23 protein-coding genes and 1 riboswitch are annotated in these 22887 nt (G+C 42.3%); of the genes, 15 read left to right on the top strand and 8 right to left on the bottom strand.

Annotated elements, in window-relative coordinates; all coding sequences use genetic code 11:
• Window positions 1–8 precede the first annotated feature (8 nt).
• The 3 genes from HT679_RS04720 to nrdI all read left to right on the top strand — a co-directional run bounded on the left by HT679_RS04720 (window position 9) and on the right by nrdI (window position 2437).
• A complete protein-coding gene (locus HT679_RS04720) occupies window positions 9–1295 on the top strand; it encodes a response regulator transcription factor (RefSeq protein WP_138704589.1) in 1287 nt (428 codons plus the stop codon).
• Window positions 1296–1355: 60 nt separating this feature from the next.
• Window positions 1356–1889, top strand: a complete 534-nt coding sequence (locus tag HT679_RS04725; protein WP_171035921.1) for an ABC transporter permease — start codon at window positions 1356–1358, stop codon at window positions 1887–1889.
• 77 nt (window positions 1890–1966) lie between these two features.
• Window positions 1967–2437 carry a class Ib ribonucleoside-diphosphate reductase assembly flavoprotein NrdI gene (nrdI, locus tag HT679_RS04730; protein WP_054367909.1) on the top strand — a complete coding sequence of 157 codons (471 nt, stop codon included), beginning with the start codon at window positions 1967–1969 and terminating at the stop codon, window positions 2435–2437.
• 284 nt (window positions 2438–2721) lie between these two features.
• Here the strand turns inward: nrdI and HT679_RS04735 are convergent, their stop codons facing one another.
• From HT679_RS04735 to HT679_RS04750, 4 genes are all read right to left on the bottom strand, one after another.
• Complete coding sequence (locus HT679_RS04735) at window positions 2722–3984, bottom strand: NRAMP family divalent metal transporter (RefSeq protein WP_138704591.1); 1263 nt, start codon at window positions 3982–3984, stop codon at window positions 2722–2724.
• A 104-nt stretch (window positions 3985–4088) separates the two neighbouring features.
• Window positions 4089–4280, bottom strand: coding sequence for a hypothetical protein (locus HT679_RS11275; RefSeq protein ID WP_240149575.1), 192 nt, complete (start codon window positions 4278–4280; stop codon window positions 4089–4091).
• Window positions 4281–4351: 71 nt separating this feature from the next.
• Complete coding sequence (locus HT679_RS04745) at window positions 4352–4810, bottom strand: DUF3021 domain-containing protein (protein ID WP_050221584.1); 459 nt, start codon at window positions 4808–4810, stop codon at window positions 4352–4354.
• Window positions 4807–5247: a LytTR family DNA-binding domain-containing protein gene (locus HT679_RS04750; RefSeq protein ID WP_173213271.1), complete on the bottom strand. Its 441-nt coding sequence runs from the start codon at window positions 5245–5247 to the stop codon at window positions 4807–4809. Before HT679_RS04750 ends, HT679_RS04745 begins: the two co-directional genes overlap by 4 nt.
• Before the next feature lie 206 nt (window positions 5248–5453).
• Between HT679_RS04750 and mutL the strand changes: the two genes are divergently transcribed.
• The 3 genes from mutL to HT679_RS04765 are packed head-to-tail and all read left to right on the top strand — an operon-like array spanning window position 5454 to window position 8585.
• A complete protein-coding gene (mutL, locus tag HT679_RS04755) occupies window positions 5454–7403 on the top strand; it encodes a DNA mismatch repair endonuclease MutL (protein WP_173213273.1) in 1950 nt (649 codons plus the stop codon).
• 15 nt (window positions 7404–7418) lie between these two features.
• Window positions 7419–8012, top strand: a complete 594-nt coding sequence (gene ruvA, locus HT679_RS04760) for a Holliday junction branch migration protein RuvA (protein WP_173213275.1) — start codon at window positions 7419–7421, stop codon at window positions 8010–8012.
• 9 nt (window positions 8013–8021) lie between these two features.
• On the top strand, window positions 8022–8585 hold the full coding sequence (locus HT679_RS04765; RefSeq protein WP_173213277.1) for a DNA-3-methyladenine glycosylase I: 564 nt from the start codon (window positions 8022–8024) through the stop codon (window positions 8583–8585).
• Between the two features lie 67 nt (window positions 8586–8652).
• On the opposite strand, the gene HT679_RS04770 is transcribed toward HT679_RS04765, so the two are convergent.
• The 4 genes from HT679_RS04770 to HT679_RS04785 form a co-directional block, all read right to left on the bottom strand.
• Window positions 8653–8916: a SemiSWEET family transporter gene (locus HT679_RS04770; protein ID WP_000166114.1), complete on the bottom strand. Its 264-nt coding sequence runs from the start codon at window positions 8914–8916 to the stop codon at window positions 8653–8655.
• Window positions 8917–9021: 105 nt separating this feature from the next.
• Window positions 9022–10056, bottom strand: coding sequence for a S66 peptidase family protein (locus HT679_RS04775; protein WP_173213279.1), 1035 nt, complete (start codon window positions 10054–10056; stop codon window positions 9022–9024).
• 255 nt (window positions 10057–10311) lie between these two features.
• Window positions 10312–10989: a DUF1129 domain-containing protein gene (locus HT679_RS04780; RefSeq protein WP_173213281.1), complete on the bottom strand. Its 678-nt coding sequence runs from the start codon at window positions 10987–10989 to the stop codon at window positions 10312–10314.
• Between the two features lie 11 nt (window positions 10990–11000).
• The gene (locus tag HT679_RS04785) at window positions 11001–11945 is read right to left on the bottom strand and encodes a magnesium transporter CorA family protein (protein WP_000815623.1); all 945 of its coding nucleotides are present in this window, start codon (window positions 11943–11945) and stop codon (window positions 11001–11003) included.
• A gap of 131 nt (window positions 11946–12076) precedes the next feature.
• Here HT679_RS04785 and uvrA point away from each other — a divergent pair, with 131 nt between their 5' ends.
• The 9 genes from uvrA to HT679_RS04830 all read left to right on the top strand — a co-directional run bounded on the left by uvrA (window position 12077) and on the right by HT679_RS04830 (window position 22847).
• Window positions 12077–14908 (top strand): excinuclease ABC subunit UvrA, encoded by a 2832-nt coding sequence (gene uvrA / locus HT679_RS04790; RefSeq protein WP_173213283.1) that lies wholly within the window; start codon window positions 12077–12079, stop codon window positions 14906–14908.
• Complete coding sequence (locus HT679_RS04795) at window positions 14901–15962, top strand: Xaa-Pro peptidase family protein (protein ID WP_173213285.1); 1062 nt, start codon at window positions 14901–14903, stop codon at window positions 15960–15962. The genes uvrA and HT679_RS04795 overlap by 8 nt, the downstream gene beginning before the upstream one ends.
• Window positions 15963–16019: 57 nt before the next feature.
• Window positions 16020–16170, top strand: a riboswitch (M-box (ykoK) riboswitch).
• A gap of 194 nt (window positions 16171–16364) precedes the next feature.
• Window positions 16365–19025: a magnesium-translocating P-type ATPase gene (gene mgtA, locus HT679_RS04800; RefSeq protein ID WP_000858855.1), complete on the top strand. Its 2661-nt coding sequence runs from the start codon at window positions 16365–16367 to the stop codon at window positions 19023–19025.
• Window positions 19026–19160: 135 nt separating this feature from the next.
• Window positions 19161–19559 carry a transcriptional regulator Spx gene (gene spx / locus HT679_RS04805; RefSeq protein WP_000591165.1) on the top strand — a complete coding sequence of 133 codons (399 nt, stop codon included), beginning with the start codon at window positions 19161–19163 and terminating at the stop codon, window positions 19557–19559.
• 65 nt (window positions 19560–19624) lie between these two features.
• Window positions 19625–20194: an SP0191 family lipoprotein gene (locus HT679_RS04810; protein WP_173213287.1), complete on the top strand. Its 570-nt coding sequence runs from the start codon at window positions 19625–19627 to the stop codon at window positions 20192–20194.
• 86 nt (window positions 20195–20280) lie between these two features.
• Window positions 20281–20547 carry an IreB family regulatory phosphoprotein gene (locus HT679_RS04815; protein WP_000507059.1) on the top strand — a complete coding sequence of 89 codons (267 nt, stop codon included), beginning with the start codon at window positions 20281–20283 and terminating at the stop codon, window positions 20545–20547.
• Between the two features lie 3 nt (window positions 20548–20550).
• Window positions 20551–20970, top strand: a complete 420-nt coding sequence (gene ruvX, locus HT679_RS04820; RefSeq protein WP_173213289.1) for a Holliday junction resolvase RuvX — start codon at window positions 20551–20553, stop codon at window positions 20968–20970.
• Window positions 20971–20985: 15 nt separating this feature from the next.
• The gene (locus HT679_RS04825; protein WP_000017620.1) at window positions 20986–21291 is read left to right on the top strand and encodes a DUF1292 domain-containing protein; all 306 of its coding nucleotides are present in this window, start codon (window positions 20986–20988) and stop codon (window positions 21289–21291) included.
• A gap of 305 nt (window positions 21292–21596) precedes the next feature.
• Window positions 21597–22847, top strand: coding sequence for a folylpolyglutamate synthase/dihydrofolate synthase family protein (locus HT679_RS04830; RefSeq protein ID WP_173213291.1), 1251 nt, complete (start codon window positions 21597–21599; stop codon window positions 22845–22847).
• The last annotated feature ends 40 nt before the right edge of the window (window positions 22848–22887 follow it).

Below are 22887 nucleotides of genomic sequence, written 5' to 3' on the forward strand. Positions count from 1 at the left end.
GGGAGAAAATGTATAAAGTATTATTAGTAGATGATGAGTACATGGTGACAGAAGGTCTGAAGCGTTTGATTCCCTTTGATAAGTGGGATATGGAGGTCGTCGCAACAGCCAGTCATGCCGATGAAGCTCTAGAATATGTTCAGGAAAATCCTGTCGATGTCATCATTTCCGATGTCAATATGCCAGACAAAACAGGGCTTGATATGATTCGGGAGATGAAAGAGATCTTACCAGATGCTGCCTATATCCTGCTCTCAGGTTACCAGGAGTTTGATTATGTAAAAAGAGCAATGAACCTTAGTGTGGTGGACTATTTGGTCAAGCCTGTTGATAAGGTAGAACTGGGAAATCTGCTGGAGAAGATTGCAGGTCAGCTCGGCGAGAGAGGGAAGAAAAGTCAGACTCTTAGTCAAGAATTAGACGAGGCTGGATTTGTTAGTTATTTAGGGGATAAGGAGAATTGGTGGATAGGTCTATCCAAGGAAAAACAAGGTTCCTTCACCATTCCCTACTATGTCTTGGGTCAAGACTGGCAGATTTTCATTTCTGACCAACCCCTAGATGGTTTAGTCGTTACACCTTTTGAAGCTCCTTATCAAGAACACTTTGAACGCTGGAAGCTGAATGCTGAGAAAACCCTCTTTTACGGTTCTGTAAATTTGCAGCAGTCTGAGAGTCTCTTTGCCTATTACGAACCAATTTATAGGGTTATCATTCAGGGAAATCTCAATCAAATCGTAGAAGAGTTAAATCTCTTGGAGAAGGTAGTTCTTGAAAATACACCGCGTGTTCCGATTACCAAACAGCTTTTTATCCAGTTTGTCATGGATGTTTTCCACTTGTTTGAACATCTAAAAGCTGATGATATGACGGATATTGTCAAAACCATTCATGCTATTCAATCCTTCGATGAATTGGTTTCTTATATCAAGGAAACTCTGACCAGCTTTTTCGGTCAATACCGTATGAATGAAAATGTGGTCAGTGTGTTGGAAGTCATTGGTCGTGATTACCAAAAAGAGCTTTCCCTCAAGGATATCAGTAAGGCCCTCTTTATCAATCCTGTCTATCTAGGGCAGTTGATTAAGCGAGAAACCGATTCGACCTTTACAGAGTTACTAAACAAACAACGTATTAAGGCTGCCCAGCAGCTCTTGCTTTCAACCAGTGACAGTATCGAAGATATTTGTTATGCTGTTGGTTACAGTAACCTTGGATATTTCTATAAAGTGTTCCGAAAATTGTGCGGAAAATCGCCAAAAGCCTACCGAAAACAGGTAGAAACGATACTGTAAGATTTGTATTCCTTTACAAAATGTGCTATAATAAAAATAATATTATTAGGAGGTTCTATCATGAAAAAGAAACCGATTTATCTATGGGTCTTGCTAATCTTGTCTGCCCTTATTTCAGCTATGTCTCTGTTTGGAATGTTGAGTCCCTTACCTAGCAAAGAAGCCCTTCGTGCTGCTCAGAAACAAGTTGCAGGGGTCAGTGCTCAGCAATTAGAAGACCAGCTTAATTACAACTATGGAGTAGCAGAAGCGTATCATTCTATTTTTAATATGGCCCTGATTGTGCTATCTGTTATTTTAGTGGTCGTAGCGATTGTCTTCCTTATTCGTAAGAATTTACAATATGCAAACTATACTTACGTTGGCTATGTTTTGTTAGCTATTATCGGTTCGATTTATGGCTATGTTGGTTTACAGGACGCTGTGCAGTTGGTTCAAGATGAAAGCATGCGTTTGACAATGAGTATTGGTTCAAAAGCTGTTAGCATTTTCTATATCGTCATCAATGTTCTCTTCCTAGCCCTTGTCTTCTATAAGATGTGGCGACAACAGAAAGCCTTGGCAGAAGAAGAGGAAGCAGAAAATCTTGCCTAAGTATTGACAAAAAAGAACTATCAAGATACAATCTTGGTAGTTCTTTTTCGATTAAAAATAAAATCATGGAGGAAAATATGAAGACAATTTCTTTAGTTTATATTAGTTTGAGTGGCAACACTGAAAGTTTTGTGACGCGCTTGAAAGACTATCTCTTGTCCCAGTACAAAGGGATTGAGGTTCAAAAGATTCATATCAAGGATTTGGTCAAGGAAGGTCACGATTTCTATGAAATGGACCATCCCTATGTCGCTTTTTTGCCGACCTACCTCGAAGGTGGGAATGGCGTTGATAACGGAGATGTCGAGATCTTGACGACACCCGTTGGGGATTTTATCGCCTATGGTGACAATGCTAGTAAGTGTTTTGGCGTAGTTGGTTCAGGAAATCGTAACTTTAATAACCAATACTGCCTGACAGCTAAGCAATACAGTCAACGTTTTGGTTTCCCTGTCTTGGCTGACTTTGAAATGCGAGGCATGCTGGAAGATATCAAACATGTCGCAGCTATTATCGCAGATTTGTATGAGTTGGAAAAGGAGAATTAAAGTCAATATAAGAGGCACTTGGGATTTTTCAACTGTTTTTTGAGTATAAACAGTCTTTGAGAATGTAAAAAAGCATAAGCTCAGGTATTCAAAACCTTGTTCTTATGCTTTTTATCATAGAAATATTTGCTGCATTTTCTCTTGAAATGAAACCTTATACTCAATGAAAATCAAAGAGCAAACTAGGAAACTAGCCGCAGGCTGTACTTGAGTACGGCAAGGCGACGTTGACGTGGTTTGAATTTGATTTGCGAAGAGTATTATCTTCATCTCGCGCTTGTCCCTTACCCTGCTTTTCCGATTGCGAGTGCATAGATAAAGAAGATGGCGAAGCCAAAGAGGAAAATCAATCCTGCAATAGCAAGGTGTTTGAGCCAAGAAGGAAGATGTTTGTTTTCACGCGTTACCAAGGCGTAGTTTAAAAGAGCGAAGAATGGTGTTGTCAGGAAAGAACCAATCATGGCAAAGCGGAGCATGGTTGAAACCTGACCAGCGAAGAACTTGATAATGACGATACCGATGATAGCAGTGATGGTCATCCAGATGTTCAAAGATTTACGATTGTCTTCTTTTTGACTGATTAGCAGTCGGAGAGATTCCTGATTGACGCGAGAATAGCCATCGATAACAGTGATAACTGTTCCAAAGATACACAGGAAGGCAATAAAGGTAATCAAGTAACGGGACCATTCGCCAAGAACAGAGGCATACATGCCCACGAATTGAGAGATGTATTTGGCTGAAGCAGCTTCAACTGCTTGCCCTGTAGGATATTGAATCAATGCTCCCAGTGCTACAAAGAACACAGCTAGGATGGCTGTTCCAATGTAACCAACGTTAAAGTCAAATAGAGCGTCCTCTGTGTTAAAGTTGACGGTCTTTTTCTTTTCAGCAGACCAAAGTGAATTGATAGCTGAAATTTCAATAGGAGCCGGCATCCATCCTAGGAGGGAGACGATGAAGGGCAGAGCTGCCATTTGCCAAGGTGTCTTCTCGACAAAATCAGAACTGTATTCGGGATGCTTGACCGCCGCAATGATAACTGCAAGAACAGTCGCAATGGTCAAAGCAGACATAATCCATTTGACCATGCCGTCTAAAAGTTTGTAGCCTCCAAAGAGTAGCATAGCCCAAATGATTGCAACGAGAATGAGGGACCACTGAGTAATGCTAAGTCCAATCATTGGGAAGGCACTGGCGATGATAGCTGAGCACAGAATGGCAACACCAGCCGTGTTGACCATAGCCGAAAAGACATTTAGGATAAAGAAAATCCAGAGATAGAGTTTTCCTTTTTCGGCATAACCTTCAACCAAAGTCTTTCCAGTATCAGCTGTGTATTCAGCACCAAAACGGAAAAATGGATATTTAAAGACATTGGCTAAGATGACCAAGAGAAGTAGAGACCAACCGTAAGAACCGCCAGCTTGAGTGGAAGATACAATGTGGGAACCTCCAACAGCGGCAGTTGCCATTAGGATTCCAGGTCCCATTGCTTTTAGCTTGCTTGCCCAGGTTGATTGATTTAAGGAAATAGCTTGCGACATGATAAATACTCCTTTTTGAATTTTCAGAATAATCTGGATATGTAACCTATATTCTACAAAAAATTTTGGAAAAATGCAAGAATGTTTTGAAAAAAGATAGAAAATTACAGAAAATTTACAAAGAAGATCTGAAAATAACTGCTATGATAGTAATACTCTTCGAAAATCTCTTCAAACCACGTCAGCGTCGCCTTACCGTAGGTATGGTTACTGACTTCGTCAGTTCTATCCACAACCTCAAAACAGTGTTTTGAGCAACCTGCGGCTAGCTTCCTAGTTTGCTCTTTGATTTTCATTGAGTATAAGGTGCAGTAGGATAAAGAAAAACCGAGAAGTTTCTTTCTCGGATTTGCTTATTATGGGTTTCTTACTTTCTATGCTCCAAGAGTTGATTGATATGGTCCACTTTTTTAGCTTCTTTTTTATAAAGAATAGCCCAAATGATGAGGTAGACAATCGCAAACTCGATAATGAGCTGGAGATAGAAGAACCAGTGGAAAGGGAACCAACCTGCCAGAGTTGCCAGTGGGACAAAGCCAGCCAGCATGAGGAAGAAATGAGTCAGAGTGGCACGAAGCATGCTCCAGTCACGGCTGAATAATCGTTTACCAAAGTTGAAGAGAATACCGATGGCTGCCCAGATAAGAGTACAGTAGAGCAAGACCAGGGCACCGTGAACCTGATGCTGAGCCATCACTTGGCCGATGAGAGAGTAGGGACTTAACGGGGCGTAGGTATTTGGTGCATAAATGAGTGAAAAGATGATAGAGAGGATGAGGCCGATGAGGACACCAATAGATGCGTCGTGGAAGATTTGTTTTTTCATAGTTCTAATTTCTCCTTGATGGTTTTTAGGTAACGGCGTGAAGAGTAGGTGAAGCTTTCGTTTTTTAGAAAGATTTCCACCAGACCGTTGGGCGTGAGCTTGAGATGAGAGATAGAGTCGATATTGATGATTTCTGATTGGGAAATTTGGATAAAATTGGTTGGTAAGAGTTCAAGAACTTGATAGAGTCGAAAATCAATGCTGTAGGTCTGACTCGCCGTTTCTGCCAGAACCTTCCGATTTTCGATATAGAAGCGCTGAATCTTGCCAATCTCAATTAGATAGACCTGATCTTCGATTTTCCCTTTGATTTTTTCTCTTTGGCCCAGATTTTCTGCAAATTTGATAACTTTTTGGACTTTCTCGGTTTCTTGAGGTGCTTGGACAATCAGTTTTTCCTCCTCGTAAGACTCGCTAATCTGTAGTTCTACTTTCATAAATTTCTCTCCTTGTCTTTCATACAAAATTGTGATCACTTCTTGTACACCTTTATTAAACACTATTTTACGACACCTGGCAAGGGACTTTGTCTATGTGGAGGGATTTGGATCCTATGTGGTGCTTGCTTTTCTGTCCTATCTGAAATATGGTATAATAGCACTAATCAATTTCTAGGAAAACAGATACAGAAAGGGGCTGAAAAATGTCTCATATTATTGAATTGCCAGAGGTGCTGGCAAACCAGATCGCAGCTGGAGAGGTTATCGAGCGTCCAGCTAGCGTTGTTAAGGAGCTGGTAGAAAACGCCATTGACGCGGGCTCTAGTCAGATTATCATTGAGATTGAGGAAGCTGGTCTCAAGAAGATTCAAATCACAGATAATGGTCATGGAATTGCCCACGATGAGGTGGAATTGGCCCTGCGTCGTCATGCGACCAGTAAGATAAAAAATCAAGCAGATCTCTTTCGGATTCGGACGCTTGGTTTTCGTGGTGAAGCTCTGCCTTCTATCGCATCTGTCAGTGTACTGACTCTGTCGACGGCGGTGGATGGTGCGAGTCATGGGACTAAGCTAGTCGCACGTGGGGGAGAAGTAGAAGAAGTCATCCCAGCGACTAGTCCTGTGGGAACCAAGGTTTGTGTGGAGGATCTCTTTTTCAACACTCCTGCCCGTCTCAAGTATATGAAGAGCCAGCAAGCGGAGTTGTCTCATATCATTGATATTGTCAACCGTCTGGGCTTGGCCCATCCTGAGATTTCTTTTAGCTTGATTAGTGATGGCAAGGAAATGACGCGGACAGCAGGGACTGGTCAACTGCGCCAAGCAATCGCAGGGATTTACGGTTTGGCGAGTGCCAAGAAGATGATTGAAATTGAGAACTCTGACCTAGATTTCGAAATTTCAGGTTTTGTGTCCTTACCTGAGTTGACTCGGGCTAACCGCAATTATATCAGCCTCTTCATCAATGGCCGTTATATCAAGAACTTCCTGCTCAATCGTGCTATTTTGGATGGTTTCGGAAGCAAGCTTATGGTTGGACGTTTTCCACTGGCTGTCATTCACATCCATATCGACCCTTATCTAGCGGATGTCAATGTGCATCCAACTAAGCAAGAGGTGCGGATTTCCAAGGAAAAAGAACTGATGACTCTGGTTTCAGAAGCTATTGCAAATAGTCTCAAGGAACAAACCTTGATTCCAGATGCCTTGGAAAATCTTGCCAAATCGACCGTGCGCAATCGTGAGAAGGTGGAGCAAACTATTCTCCCACTCAAAGAAAATACGCTCTACTATGAGAAAACAGAGCCGATAAGATCCAGTCAAGCTGAGGTGGCTGATTATCAGGTGAATCTGAATGAAGAGAAACAGGACTTAACCCTGTTTGCCAAGGAAACCTTGGACCGATTGACCAAGCCAGCAAAACTGCATTTTGCAGAGAGAAAACCTGCTAACTACGACCAATTAGACCATCCAGAGCTAGACTTAGCAAGTCTTGATAAGGCCTATGACAAGCTGGAGCGAGAAGAATCATCAAGCTTCCCAGAATTGGAATTTTTCGGACAAATGCATGGAACCTATCTCTTTGCACAGGGACGAGATGGGCTCTACATCATAGACCAACACGCGGCTCAGGAACGGGTCAAGTACGAGGAGTACCGTGAAAGCATTGGTGATGTTGACCAGAGCCAGCAGCAACTCCTAGTGCCCTATATCTTTGAATTTCCAGCGGATGATGCCCTGCGTCTCAAGGAAAGAATGGCACTTTTAGAGGAAGTGGGCGTCTTTCTAGCAGAGTACGGGGAAAATCAATTTATTCTACGTGAACATCCTATTTGGATGGCAGAAGAAGAGATTGAATCTGGTATCTATGAAATGTGCGATATGCTCCTTTTGACCAAGGAAGTTTCTATCAAGAAATACCGGGCAGAGCTGGCTATTATGATGTCCTGCAAGCGGTCTATCAAGGCCAACCATCGTATTGATGATCATTCAGCTAGACAGCTCCTCTATCAACTTTCTAAGTGTGACAATCCCTACAACTGTCCCCACGGACGTCCTGTTTTGGTGCATTTTACCAAGTCAGATATGGAAAAGATGTTCCGACGTATTCAGGAAAATCACACCAGTCTCCGTGAGTTGGGGAAATATTAAACTAAAAGGAAAACTATGTACGAATATTTAAAAGGAATCATTACCAAAATTACTGCCAAATACATTGTTCTTGAAACCAATGGTATTGGTTATATCCTGCATGTGGCCAATCCTTATGCCTATTCAGGTCAGGTTAATCAGGAGGATCAGATTTATGTGCATCAGGTTGTGCGTGAGGACGCCCATTTGCTTTATGGATTTCGCTCAGAGGATGAGAAAAAGCTCTTTCTTAGTCTGATTTCGGTATCTGGGATTGGTCCTGTATCAGCTCTTGCTATTATCGCTGCTGATGACAATGCTGGCTTGGTTCAAGCCATCGAAACCAAGAACATCACCTACTTGACCAAGTTTCCTAAAATTGGTAAGAAAACAGCCCAGCAGATGGTGCTAGACTTGGAAGGCAAGGTAGTAGTTGCAGGAGATGACCTTCCTGTCAAGGTGGCAGTGCAAGCTAGCGCTGAAAACCAAGAATTGGAAGAAGCTATGGAGGCCATGTTGGCTCTGGGCTACAAGGCAACAGAGCTCAAGAAAATCAAGAAATTCTTTGAAGGAACGACAGATACAGCAGAGAACTATATCAAGTCGGCCCTTAAAATGTTGGTCAAATAGGAGTAGAGCATGACAAAACGTTGTTCGTGGGTCAAGATGACCAATCCGCTCTACATCGACTATCATGATGAGGAGTGGGGGCAACCCCTCCATGATGACCAAGCATTGTTTGAGTTGTTGTGCATGGAAACTTATCAGGCAGGCCTGTCTTGGGAAACGGTACTCAACAAACGCCAAGCTTTCCGAGAAGCCTTTCATGGCTATCAAATTCAAGCAGTCGCAGAGATGACCGATACCGAATTGGAAGACTTGCTGGAGAATCCAGCCATCATCCGAAATAGAGCCAAGATTTTTGCTACACGCGCTAACGCCCAAGCCTTTCTACGACTACAGGAAGAATATGGCTCTTTTGATGCCTATCTTTGGTCTTTTGTTGAGGGGAAAACGATTGTTAACGATGTTCCCGATTACCGCCAAGCCCCTGCTAAAACACCCTTGTCTGAGAAATTAGCCAAAAATCTCAAAAAACGAGGCTTCAAGTTCACAGGCCCAGTCGCCGTCTTGTCTTTTCTACAGGCTGCAGGGTTAGTTGATGACCACGAGAATGATTGTGCGTGGAAAAGCGGTCACTAGCATATCTGAGAATATAGAAAAAAGCTGAGAAATTTTTCCCAGCTTTTTATATATACTATTAGATTTGTTAGAGTGAAGTCAAAAAAGTGATTCCACCTAAAATAACACCAGCTGAATTTGGAATGATTAGTATCCAATCCTTCTTAGGTTCCTTTGTCCATCCATAAATAACCCAGATTAAGCAAGATATAGCAGCTGATAAAGGTTGAAATGGTTGAGCTTTATTTCCCTGTAAATTAGCGATAATTTGAGGTATGTAGGCAATAAATACTATAATTCCAATAAAGGCACCAATAGAACCTACGATTCGATTAATTTTTTGTTTTGTCATATACACCTCCTTCAAAAGGATAACATAGAAATTAGCGAAATGCAATAAATTCAGATACAAATTGTAACGAAAACGAATACAAAAGCACAAAAATAGAGAAACTATTTATTTTTTGTTATAGTCAAAGCGAATGACTTGCTCCTGTGCATCTACATGGGCATGGATCCCAAAGGGGACAATTGCTCTTGGAGTTGCGTGGCCGACATTCAGATTATAGAGAATCGGGATATTGCTGTCAATAATATCCAATAGTGCCTCTTTATAGTCGTCATAGAAAGTTTCATCCATAGGTTTTCCGACCAAGAGTCCACTGATTACCTCGAATATACCATTGTCCTTTAAAGTCCGTAACATCTTTTTGAAGTCTTCTGGCTCAGGCTTTTCTTCGCTTGTTTCGAGCAAGAGGATTTTTCCTTCCCAGTCTGACAAGTCAGGGAAAAGTTTGTATTTTTGGCAGAGCTCCGTGCTGTCTGCGTATCGAGAGTTGTCAAAGATATCGTAGAGAGATTCGAGGCAACCACCGAGGATTTCCCCTTCGAATTGGGCATTTCCTTGCAACAAGTCAAAACCAGTGTTTGCATGACTGACACGATGTGTCCCCAGAGCCTGAGGACTAAAATCAGTTCGTTCCTCATACCAAACATTGCTAGGGCGGATTTCTGAGATTCTTCCCGTCTCAATCAATTCTTTGAAGTAGTGAAGGCTATAGGCTAGCATTTCTTTGTCTAGTTCACAAATGTCTGCTAAAAAGGATTGACCATAAAAAGTTTTGATTCCTAGTTTATGCAACATGAGGTGGTTCATGGTTGTATCCGAGAAGCCAAGAAATATTTTTTGTTTGATAACCTTTTGGAGTTGGTCATTTTTAAAAAGATAAGGTAGCAAGCGATAGGTATCGTCCCCACCGATGGCGCATAGGATTATGTCGATGCTATCATCAGAAAAGGCCTGCATCAAATCCTCTGCACGCGCTTCAGGATGATCCTTGATAAAGTCTAAGCCTTTTAACGAATGGGGCAAAAAGATAGGATTGAGTCCCAGATCCTTGAGACGTTGGACACCTAAGTCTACTTCGTGTTTGACAAAGTCCTCTCCGATAATGCCACTAGACAAACTAACAATACCAATAGTAGAAATCATATTTTATCCTCCTAGAAATAGATTGAGCCTATTTTATCACAAAAGATTAGATAGAGCTATGTGGGATTTCAGAAGAATACTTTTAATACTCTTCGAAAATCTCTTCAAACCACGTCAGTTTTATCTTTAACCTTAAAGCTGTGCTTTGAGCAACCTGCAGCTAGCTTCCTAGTTTGCTCTTTGATTTTCATTGAGTATAATTCAAAAAAGTAAGTGAAAAAGCAACCGCACCTGCAGTTGCTTTTATCATTCTTCTTAATAGCGTGTTGGTCCTGCACTTGCGCTACGGATATTCAAGCGTTTCTTGAGATAGAAGCGAAGGGCTAGGAGGACTGCTCCGATAATAGCCAGGGGCAATGGAGCAAGTACTGGGTTAAGGCTAACTGGTAGGAAGCTTGTTGCAAAGAAGACAAGCAACCAAAGGAACATAGATGCTAGGATAACTAGTACAGATTTCCAGAAAGGTGGACGTTGACTGCGGTCCATATCTGGTCCATAGTATTGGTAAACAAAGTAGTACATCAAGTAGAAGGCAAATCCACCAACCAGTCCAACTAATAGGAGGGTAATCAAACCGTAACCGATAGCCTGATCTGCTGAGAAGAAGGTTGTGAGGGCGCTGACGAGGGCAAAGAGGCTAGTGATGAAAAGAGCTGAGTCCATAATCATCAGTTTTGGATCATCATTTTCTTTTGGATGCTCTTTTTCATATTGCTCCTTAACAGTGAAGCTATGAGCCCAGTGAGTTGGTGCACCATAGAGGGAACGAGCAGTAGTGCCTTTGGCTTGCTCTTCAAGGATTTGGGGAATAACTTCCTCAAAAATAGTCTTGATTTCAGCGTCTGTTTTCCCATCTTTGATGAATTGTTGGGTAGCGATGTGGACAAACTCTTGGTTTTTCTTAGTTAATTTTTGTAGATCAATCTGAGACATAGGAACTCCTCTTAGAACCATTTTTTATGGATGAGATAGAGAGTGAGCGAGACACTCATAGCAAAGGCGATAAAGACGATTAGCCAGAAGGCATTTGGCTCGCCGTTTAGGGGGATTTCATTATCCTTAAAGTTCATCCCGTAGGCAGAAAAGACCATGGTTGGGATGGACATGACGATGGTCACAAGGGCCAGGGTTTTCATGATGTTGTTCTGGTTGTTGGAAATGATAGAGGCGAAGGTCTCTGTCATAGAGTGCAAGACGTTTCCATAAATATCTGCCATCTCGATGGCCTGTTGGGTTTCAATCAGGGTGTCTTCAAGCAGGTCTTCGTCCTCAAGGTATTTCTTGATATTGCTGGTTGAGCTGGTCAATTTCTTAATCACGCGCTCATTTGTTTTGAGGGAGGCCTTGAAATAGACGATGGTTTTTTCCAATTCCATGAGCTCAATCAATTCTTCATTGCGAGTTGATTGATGCAGTTGACTTTCGATTTGTTCACTCTTACGGTCAATCGAACGAAGGGCTGTTAGGTAAAGCTCTGCATTGCGATAAAGAATCTGAAAGATAAAACGCGAACGCATGAAGGTATAGAAATTACGCAAACGACGGTTGATAAAGACATCAAGGACTGGTAATGGTTCCAAACACGTAGTGATAATGGTTTCCTCAGTGATGATAATACCAAGCGGGATGGTGACGTAGTAGGTGCGGTTATTTCTTTCTTCTGTGACCGGCACGTCTACGATAATCAGGGTGTACTCGTCTTCAATGGTAATACGAGACATTTCTTCCGCATCGAGCGGTGCTCGAAGGTCCGCAATATCAATATCGAAGGCGTTAGCGATTTCGAGTGATTCATTTTGAGTCGGATTGACGAGATTGATCCAAGTACCCGGTTCAAGCGTATCGATCTCTTTAAATTCAGTTGTTGTAGAGAGAAAAACTTGTTTCATATCCCTTATCCTTTCTCATTTTTCAGATTTTTTCACACCGTACTATTATACTACAAATTCAGCCTTTTGGGTAATAGAATCTCACTTTTTTTGGTATAATGGTAAGCAATAATGGACTAGAAAGAACAAAGATGCAAGATAAAATTGTCATTCATGGGGCGCGTGCCCATAATTTAAAAAATATTGATGTGGAGATTCCGCGAGACAAGTTGGTTGTCGTGACCGGCTTGTCAGGTTCAGGGAAATCCAGTCTGGCTTTTGATACCCTCTATGCAGAGGGACAACGCCGCTATGTGGAGAGTTTGTCAGCCTACGCTCGTCAGTTCTTAGGAAATATGGAAAAACCAGATGTAGATGCCATTGATGGTCTCAGCCCAGCTATTTCCATCGACCAGAAAACGACTAGCAAAAACCCTCGCTCGACGGTGGGAACCACGACTGAAATCAATGACTATCTGCGTCTCCTCTACGCGCGTGTGGGGACGCCTTACTGTATCAACGGGCATGGAGCTATCAAGGCTTCTTCTGTGGAGCAAATCGTGGATAAGGTTTTAGAATTGCCAGAACGCCAGCGCCTGCAAATCTTAGCCCCAGTCATCCGTAAGAAAAAAGGACAGCACAAGAGCGTTGTTGAAAAGATTCAGAAAGATGGTTATGTCCGTGTCCGCGTGGATGGGGAAGTCTATGATGTGACCGAAGTGCCAGACTTGTCTAAGAGCAAACAACACAATATTGATGTCGTGGTTGACCGTATCGTTATCAAGGAGGGCATTCGTAGTCGTCTCTTTGATTCCGTTGAGGCTGCCCTTCGTATCGCAGAAGGATATGTCATTATCGACACTATGGACGACTCTGAGTTGCTCTTCTCTGAGCATTATGCCTGTCCAGTTTGTGGCTTTACTGTTCCAGAGTTAGAGCCACGTCTCTTCTCCTTCAATGCTCCTTTTGGTTCTTGTAGTGAGTGTGATGGTTTGGGTATTAAGCTGGAGGTGGATATCGACCTAGTAGTGCCAGATGCCAGCAAAACGCTACGTGAGGGGGCGCTAGCACCTTGGAATCCTATCTCATCCAACTACTATCCAAATATGCTAGAGCAGGCTATGACAGCTTTTGGAGTGGATATGGATAAGCCTTTTGAGAACTTGTCAGAAGAGGATAAGAACTTGATTCTCTATGGGTCAGATGGCAAGGAATTCCATTTCCACTATGAGAATGAATTTGGTGGAGTGCGCGATATTGACATTCCTTTTGAGGGAGTTGTCAATAATATCAAACGTCGCTATCACGAGACAAACAGCGATTACACGCGCACCCAGATGCGCCTTTACATGAATGAGCTGACCTGCGGAACTTGTCGTGGTTACCGTCTTAATGATCAGGCCTTGTCTGTCCGTGTTGGTGGCCAGCAAGGGCCACATATCGGAGAAATCTCAGACTTGTCTATCGCAGACCACTTGGACTTGGTGAGCCAGCTGACCTTATCTGAAAATGAAGCCATCATCGCCCGTCCCATTCTCAAGGAAATCAAGGACCGCTTGACCTTCCTGAATAACGTGGGTCTCAACTATCTGACCCTATCTCGTTCAGCAGGAACCCTTTCAGGTGGGGAAAGTCAGCGCATTCGCTTGGCGACCCAGATTGGTTCCAACTTATCAGGTGTCCTTTATATCCTGGATGAGCCGTCAATCGGTCTCCACCAGAGGGACAATGACCGTCTGATTGCTAGTCTCAAAAAGATGCGCGACTTGGGTAATACACTCATTGTGGTGGAACACGACGAAGATACCATGCGTGAGGCGGATTATCTGATTGACGTTGGTCCCGGTGCCGGTGTTTTTGGTGGGGAGATTGTTGCTGCAGGTACTCCCAAGCAAGTGGCTCGCAACAGCAAGTCTATCACAGGTCAGTACTTGTCAGGCAAACGTGCCATTCCAGTGCCAGACGAGCGCCGTACCGGAAATGGTCGTTTTATCGAAGTGACAGGAGCGCGTGAGAACAACCTGCAAAATGTCACAGCTCGCTTCCCACTAGGAAAATTCATCGCAGTGACAGGGGTATCGGGTTCAGGGAAATCGACCTTAATCAACAGCATCCTCAAAAAAGCTATTGCCCAGAAGCTCAACCGTAATTCAGACAAGCCTGGTAAATTCAAGACCATCACAGGGATTGAGCATGTAGACCGCTTGATTGACATTGACCAGAGTCCAATTGGACGGACGCCGAGGTCCAACCCGGCTACCTATACAGGAGTTTTTGACGATATACGTGACCTCTTTGCCCAGACAAATGAAGCTAAGATTCGAGGCTACAAGAAGGGTCGTTTCAGTTTCAACGTCAAGGGTGGTCGCTGTGAAGCCTGCTCAGGTGACGGGATTATCAAGATTGAGATGCACTTCTTGCCAGATGTTTATGTAGCTTGTGAAGTCTGCCACGGAACCCGCTACAACAGTGAAACCCTAGAAGTCCACTACAAGGAAAAGAATATCTCGCAGGTCTTGGATATGACCGTCAACGATGCGGTAGAATTCTTCCAACACATTCCAAAGATTCAACGCAAACTTCAGACCATCAAGGATGTAGGGCTAGGCTATGTGACGCTCGGGCAACCAGCTACCACACTTTCTGGAGGAGAAGCCCAGCGTATGAAGCTGGCTAGTGAACTCCACAAACGATCGACAGGAAAATCTTTCTACATTCTGGATGAGCCGACGACAGGTCTTCATACCGAGGATATCGCTCGCTTGCTCAAGGTTTTAGCTCGCTTTGTAGACGATGGCAATACAGTCCTCGTCATTGAGCACAATTTAGACGTTATCAAGACAGCAGACCATATTATTGACTTGGGACCTGAAGGTGGTGTCGGTGGTGGAACCATCATCGCAACAGGAACTCCAGAAGAAGTAGCTGCTAATCAAGCCAGCTACACAGGACAGTATTTGAAAGGAAAATTACATCATGAATAAACGCGTACAAGCATTTCTAGATAAAATGCAAGAAAAAGAACTAGATGGTATCATCATCAATAACCTTAAAAACGTCTATTATTTGACTGGTTTTTGGGGCTCAAACGGAACAGTCTTTATCAGCCGTGACCGTCAGGTCTTGGTGACAGACTCTCGCTATATCATTGCAGCCAAGCAAGAAACCAGTGGCTTTGAGATTGTAGCTGACCGCGATGAATTAGCTGTCATTGCAGGAATTGTTAAAGATATGGGCTTGTCTCGAATTGGTTTTGAAGATGAGATTTCAGTCTCTTATTACCACCGTATGCAGTCAACCTTTGAAGGAATTGACTTGCTTCCACAGACTCAGTTTGTTGAAGGTCTTCGAATGATTAAGGATGAGGCGGAGATTGCAGCGATTCGCAAGGCTTGTTCTATCTCAGACCAAGCTTTCCGCGATGCGCTTGACTTTATTAAGCCAGGAAAGACTGAAATTGAGATTGCTAACTTCCTTGACTTCCGCATGCGTGAGTTGGGAGCATCTGGCTTGTCTTTTGACACCATTCTAGCTAGCGGTATCAATTCTTCTAAACCCCATGCCCATCCTATGCACAAACCAGTGGAGCTAGGAGAAGCTATTACTATGGACTTCGGTTGCCTCTACGACCACTATGTCAGTGATATGACACGGACTATCTATCTGGGGCATGTCAGCGACGAGCAAGCAGAGATTTACAATACGGTTCTCAAAGCCAACCAAGCCTTGATTGATCAGGCTAAGGCAGGCTTAGGTTTCCGTGACTTTGACAAAATCCCTCGTGATATTATCATTGAGGAAGGTTATGGCGACTACTTTACTCACGGTATCGGACACGGTATTGGACTGGATATCCATGAGGAACCCTACTTTAGCCAGATTTCCACAGAAACTATTAAGGCGGGTATGGCCTTGACAGATGAACCTGGTATCTATATCGAAGGCAAATATGGTGTTCGTATCGAGGATGATATTCTGATTACAGAGACAGGTTGTGAATTGTTGACCCTAGCTCCAAAAGAGTTGATAGTTATTTAAGAGTTAAACAACTCAAATGATTGACTTTTAAATTTTAAAGGTTTATACTGAAAGACGAAAACGGTAGGTGAGGCTACCATAGGGATACGGATGACTACCGCAAAGCAGTGGAGACACTACTCGTTGGTCAACAGTCCTGGTCGCGAAGGCCAAGACTAAGCTCATTACATTGCCCTATGGAGTTAAAGCTTGAACGAAAAACAGATAATTAGTTTTTTAATCCTGCCATTTTATGGTGGGATTTTCTACTGTTTAAATCAAAGAAAGGAGATAGACGATGCAAATTGACGATCATCCGGAACCGCACATACACAGCCAATCGCTGATTTGTGTCGTTCTGCCCTTATAAAGTGATTGGTCTCTGTGTATGAAACACATCATTCATACAGATAGGAGAAACCAATGAAAACTACAAAAGAAAGATTAGCAACAGCTATTCATACATCTTTAAACGAAACTCTATCTTTTTATAAGACAAGTCTAACAGGCTTGACTGAGGAGCAGGTGGAGAAAAATCGTGACCTATATGGCGAAAATACCATCACAAAGGGTCAAGAAGACAGTATCCTCAAAAAGATTTACGAATCCATTATCAATCCTTTTACGATCATCTTGCTGGTCATCGCCGTGATTTCCTTGGTGACCAATGTCTGGTTGGCAAAACCAGGTCAAGAAGATCCGACAACTTCTATTATCATCGTTGTCCTAGTCCTCATTTCTGGTGGCATACGCTTTGTCCAAGAACTCCGTAGTGATAAGGCTGCGACCAATCTATCAAAAATGATTGTCAACACAGCGACTGTCATTCGTCAAGGAGAAATCCAAGAAGTACCTATCGATGATTTGGTAGTGGGTGACGTGGTTAAATTAAGCGCTGGAGACATGATTCCAGCAGATCTTCTTTTATTTGAGTCGCGCGATTTCTTTGTACAACAGTCGGGCTTGACTGGTGAAAGTGAATCGGTTGAAAAATTGGCCTTGACCAAGGCAACAGTTCAACAATCTGATAGTCTGCTAGAAGCAGAAGCGCTCGCCTTTATGGGAACCAATGTCTTGTCTGGTAGTGCCAAGGCCGTGGTTTTAGCAGTTGGTGATGATACCATGATGGGGGCCATTGAGCAGACTCTAAACACCTATGATGAGCCCACTTCGTTTGAACGGGAGATGAATAGTATTTCTTGGCTCTTGATTCGCTTGATGTTGGTTATGGTTCCCATCGTTTTCTTGTCCAATGGTTTAACAGATGGTGACTGGCTGGAAGCTGGCGTATTTGCTTTGAGTGTTGGTGTTGGATTGACACCTGAGATGCTTCCTATGATTATCACGGCCAGTCTAGCAAAAGGCTCCATCATTATGGCCAAGGAAAAAGTGGTTATCAAGAAACTCAATGCTATACAGGACTTAGGGGCGATTGATATTTTGTGTACAGATAAGACAGGAACTCTAACCCAAGACGAAATTGTCCTTGAATATCCCTTGGACATCCACGGACGCTTGGATTTGACCGTCTTGAGACGAGCTTATCTCAATTCTTATTTTCAAACGGGCTTGAAAAATTTGATGGACAGAGCCATCATCAAACGGACTGAAAAGGAAGCAAAAGAACACGCCCTCTTGCAAAATCTGGCTCAAACTTTTCAAAAAATAGATGAATTGCCCTTTGATTTTGAACGCAGACGGATGAGTGTCATCGTTAAGGATGAACACGAAGTGGTTAGTTTGGTAACCAAGGGTGCCCTAGAGGAAATGTTGACGATTTCCAGTTATGCGGAATATCAAGGAGTGATTACTCCCTTGACAGATGCTATTAGAGAAGAAATTTTAGCAGAAGTCAGACAACTAAATCAACAAGGTTTGCGTGTCTTGGGAGTGGCCTATAAGTCAGGTTTGAGGGAAGGCCATGCCTATACAGTTGATGATGAAGGGGATATGATTCTAACTGGTTATTTAGCCTTCCTAGATCCTCCTAAACCATCTGCAGCACCAGCAATTAAGGCTCTGTTAGAACATGGAGTTCAAACAAAGATTTTGACGGGAGACAACGAAAAAGTTACCCAAGCAGTCTGTGAAAAGGTTGGTTTGGATATCAATCAGATGCTGTTGGGATCTGAAATTGATCAGATGAGTGATCAAGAATTGGCCCAAGCCGTAGAGGAGGTAACAGTCTTTGCCAAACTTTCTCCTGACCAAAAAGCGAGGATTATTTTGCAATTTAAGGCCAATGGTCATGCTGTCGGTTATATGGGAGATGGGATCAATGATGCTCCTTCTATGAAAGTTGCAGATGTGGGGATTTCTGTTGATACAGCAGTAGATATTGCCAAAGAAACAGCTGATGTTATCCTACTTGATAAGGATCTCATGGTGCTTGAAAAAGGACTTGTTGAAGGTCGTAAGGTCTATGCCAATATGACTAAATATATCAAAATGACAGTGAGTTCTAATTTTGGAAATATCTTATCCCTATTGGTCTCTGGAATCTTTTTGCCATTTTTACCAATGGCACCAGTCCATTTGATTATCCTAAATCTAGTCTATGATTTGTCTTGTATTGCCTTACCTTTTGACAAGGTGGATAAAGATTTTTTGAGAAATCCGCATACCTGGGAAGCTAAGTCTATCACACGTTTCATGATTTGGATGGGACCTATCTCTTCTGCCTTTGATATTTTGACCTTTATTTTGCTCTATTTTATCATTGTACCCATGACAACAGGTCAAGTTTATGTTCATGGGGCAGAGTCGGCCGTAGGCTTTATTGTCTTGTTTCAGACAGGTTGGTTCATTGAATCCATGTGGTCACAGACCATGGTTATACATATGCTACGTTCAGCCAAAATTCCCTTTTTACAAAGTCGTCCAGCTTGGCTAGTCCTTGTGACAACCTTATTGGCTGCAGCCTTTGTGACCTTCCTTCCCTACAGTCCACTCGCAATCCTACTTCATCTAACTCCTTTAAAACCGATTTATTTCATCTTTTTACTTTTCATCATTATTTTGTATATGATTAGCGTGACAATTGTGAAAAAAATCTATATCAAGAAATATCAAGAATGGCTGTAAATTTCATTTTGTCAAGGAAAAAGTACGAAAATGACGAAAAAAGTCAAAAAAATTTAAAAATAGGTCGCAAGTCGGATGTTTTTTATGGTATAATAGACTAAACTGATAGTAACATGTAGCGAAAGGGGTAGGTACATGATTAAAATTTATACAGTCTCAAGTTGTACTAGCTGTAAAAAAGCAAAAACCTGGCTCAATGCCCACCAGTTAAGTTATAAAGAACAAAACCTTGGTAAAGAAGGAATTACGAGAGAAGAATTACTGGATATTCTAACCAAAACAGATAACGGAATAGCCAGCATCGTTTCGTCTAAAAATCGCTATGCCAAAGCCCTTGGAGTGGATATTGAAGATTTGAGTGTCAACGAAGTTCTCAATCTGATTATGGAAACACCGAGAATTTTAAAGAGCCCAATTCTTGTGGATGAAAAACGCCTGCAAGTTGGCTATAAGGAAGATGATATTCGTGCCTTCCTACCACGCTCTGTCCGTAATGTAGAAAATGCAGAAGCACGTTTGCGTGCAGCTCTATAAACATCAAGGCTGGGAGCAATTCCCAGTCTTATTCTATTTTAATTTCAAAAAGAAAGAAGAAAGAAATGAAAAAAATTGTTCTTGTTAGTCTAGCTTTCCTTTTTGTCCTGGTTGGTTGCGGACAGAAAAAAGAAACTGGACCATCTACAAAAACAGAAAAGGATACGCTTCAGTCGGCATTGCCAGTTATTGAAAATGCTGAGAAGAATACAGTTGTAACCAAGACTTTGGTTTTGCCGAAATCAGATGATGGTAGCCAGCAAACCCAAACCATTACTTATAAAGACAAAACTTTTTTGAGTCTAACTATCCAACAAAAACGTCCAGTCTCAGATGAGTTGAAGACTTATATTGACCAACATGGAGTGGAAGAAACTCAAAAAGCTCTTCTCGAGGCAGAGGAGAAGGATGAGGCCATCATAGAAGCTCGTAAATTAGCAGGATTTAAGCTTGAAACAAAACTATTGAGCGCAACAGAACTTCAAACAACGACTAGTTTTGATTTTCAAGTTCTGGATGTCAAGAAGGCTTCTCAGTTAGAATATTTGAAGAATATTGGCTTAGAAAATCTTTTGAAGAATGAACCAAGCAAATATATTTCAGACAGATTGGCAAATGGCGCGACAGAACAGTAGAAAATCCAAATAAATAGACTGCCTGAATTGTAGAACGTAAGGAATTATGCTATAATGGTACTATTCTAAGGAAAGAGGGTGTTAGAATGGGATTTACTGAAGAAACAGTACGTTTTAAATTGGACGATTCCAATAAAAAAGAAATTAGCGAAACTTTGACTGATGTCTATGCTTCGTTGAACGATAAGGGCTACAACCCAATTAACCAAATCGTAGGTTACGTATTGAGTGGAGACCCTGCCTACGTTCCTCGTTATAATAATGCACGAAATCAAATCCGTAAGTATGAGCGTGATGAAATCGTTGAGGAATTGGTCCGCTACTATCTTAAAGGGCAAGGAGTCGATCTATAACCTATGAGAATTATGGGATTGGACGTCGGTTCAAAAACGGTAGGGGTAGCCATTAGCGATCCGCTTGGTTTTACAGCTCAAGGACTTGAAATCATCCAAATCAACGAGGAGCAAGGCCAATTTGGTTTTGACCGCGTTAAGGAGTTGGTTGATACTTATAAGATGGAACGATTTGTAGTGGGCTTGCCTAAAAACATGAACAATACAAGTGGCCCGCGCGTGGAAGCTAGTCAAGCCTACGGAGCGAAGCTAGAAGAACTTTTTGGTTTACCAGTAGACTATCAAGATGAACGCTTGACAACAGTGGCTGCTGAGCGCATGTTGATTGAACAAGCAGATATCAGTCGCAATAAGCGTAAGAAAGTCATTGATAAGTTAGCAGCTCAGCTGATTTTACAAAATTATTTAGATAGAAAATTTTAATATAAAGGAGAGGCTATGTCACACGATCATAACCACGACCACGAAGAACGTGAACTCATCACACTAGTAGATGAGCAAGGAAATGAAACCTTGTTTGAAATCCTTTTGACGATTGATGGAAAAGAAGAATTTGGTAAAAACTATGTTCTTCTAGTACCAGTTAACGCAGAAGAAGACGAAGACGGACAAGTTGAAATCCAAGCTTACTCATTCATCGAAAACGAGGATGGAACAGAAGGCGAATTGCAACCAATCCCAGAAGACTCAGAAGACGAATGGAACATGATTGAAGAAGTCTTCAATAGTTTTATGGAGGAGTGATACAGTCTGGGAGACTGTATCAGCCCAACTCCTAGAAATTAGAAGAGTTGGAACATCCAGTGGATGTTTTTAGCCCAGTTCCTTTAAATAAGAGAGAACTGGTAAGTCCGGGGGATGTTTTTAGCCCTGCGCTAGAAATTAGAAACGCAGGCACATTTAGTGGATGTTTTACCCCACGTTAACTTCATAGTAGCTAGTTATTAGCTAACCAGGTGAGAGGTCGGGACGAAAATCCTGGCCTCGTTTTTGTTAGTTATGAGACTTTATTGAGGCAGTTGATTGAACCTGTAATTAAGGAGATATATATGTTTGAAGTAGAAGAATGGCTCCATAGTCGGATTGGTTTGAATTTTCGATCAGGTTTGGGCCGAATACAGCAAGCGGTGGATTTGTTAGGAAATCCTGAGCAGTCTTACCCTATTATCCACGTGACAGGGACTAATGGGAAAGGATCTACCATTGCTTTTATGAGGGAGTTATTTATGGGACATGGCAAAAAAGTCGCGACCTTTACTTCTCCTCATATCGTATCCATCAATGACCGAATCTGCATTAATGGGCAACCTATAGCAGACACAGACTTCATCCGTTTGGCCGAGCAGGTCAAGGAGATGGAGAAAACGCTTCTGCAAACCCATGATCAGTTGTCCTTTTTTGAATTGCTGACCTTGATTGCTTTTCTTTATTTTAGAGAGCAAGAGGTGGATTTGCTTCTACTAGAAGTGGGAATTGGTGGCTTACTTGACACAACCAATGTGGTAACTGGAGAGATTGCTGTCATCACCTCCATCGGATTTGATCATCAGGAGACTCTGGGTGACAGTATAGCAGCAATTGCAGAGCAGAAAGCTGGTATTTTCAAGGCTGGTAAGAAGGCAGTGATTGCGAAATTGGCTCCAGAAGCTAGGCTTGTCTGTCAGAAAAAAGCAGACTCTTTAGCTGTTGACCTTTATCAGGCAGGTCAGGATTTTTCAATGCTGAATGGGGATTTTTCAAGCTCTTTGGCTAACCTTTCACAGTTGAAAATAGGTTTAGAAGGAGCTTATCAGCAGGAAAATGCGGCCTTGGCGTTGCAAACGTTCCTTCTTTTTATGGGAGAAAGACAGGAATCTGTTGATGAGCAGGTTGTAAGACAGGCTTTGGAGAAGACCCATTGGGCTGGTCGCTTGGAGCGTATTCGTCCGCAGATATACTTGGACGGTGCCCATAACCTCCCTGCCTTGACTCGCTTGGTTGAATTTATCAAAGAAAAAGAGCAGGAAGGTTATCGTCCTCAAATACTTTTTGGGGCCTTGAAACGGAAGAATTATCAAGGGATGTTGGGTTATCTGACGGAAAATTTGCCTCAGGTGGCACTCAAGGTGACTGGTTTTGACTATCAAGGTTCTCTGGATGAGACAGATGTAACAGGTTACCATGTCATTCCTTCTTACAGAGAATTTATTAGCGATTTTGAAGAAAGAGCAGATGCTCAGGACTTGTTATTCATTACAGGGTCTCTCTATTTTATCTCAGAAGTACGGAGCAACATACTGGGGTATGAGCAGATAAATTGACCACCTTTTTTTAACTTGTTATACTAGGGGAATTGCTGGT

It is taken from the genome of Streptococcus sp. 4886 (genome assembly GCF_013276485.1).
Lineage (GTDB): Bacteria > Bacillota > Bacilli > Lactobacillales > Streptococcaceae > Streptococcus.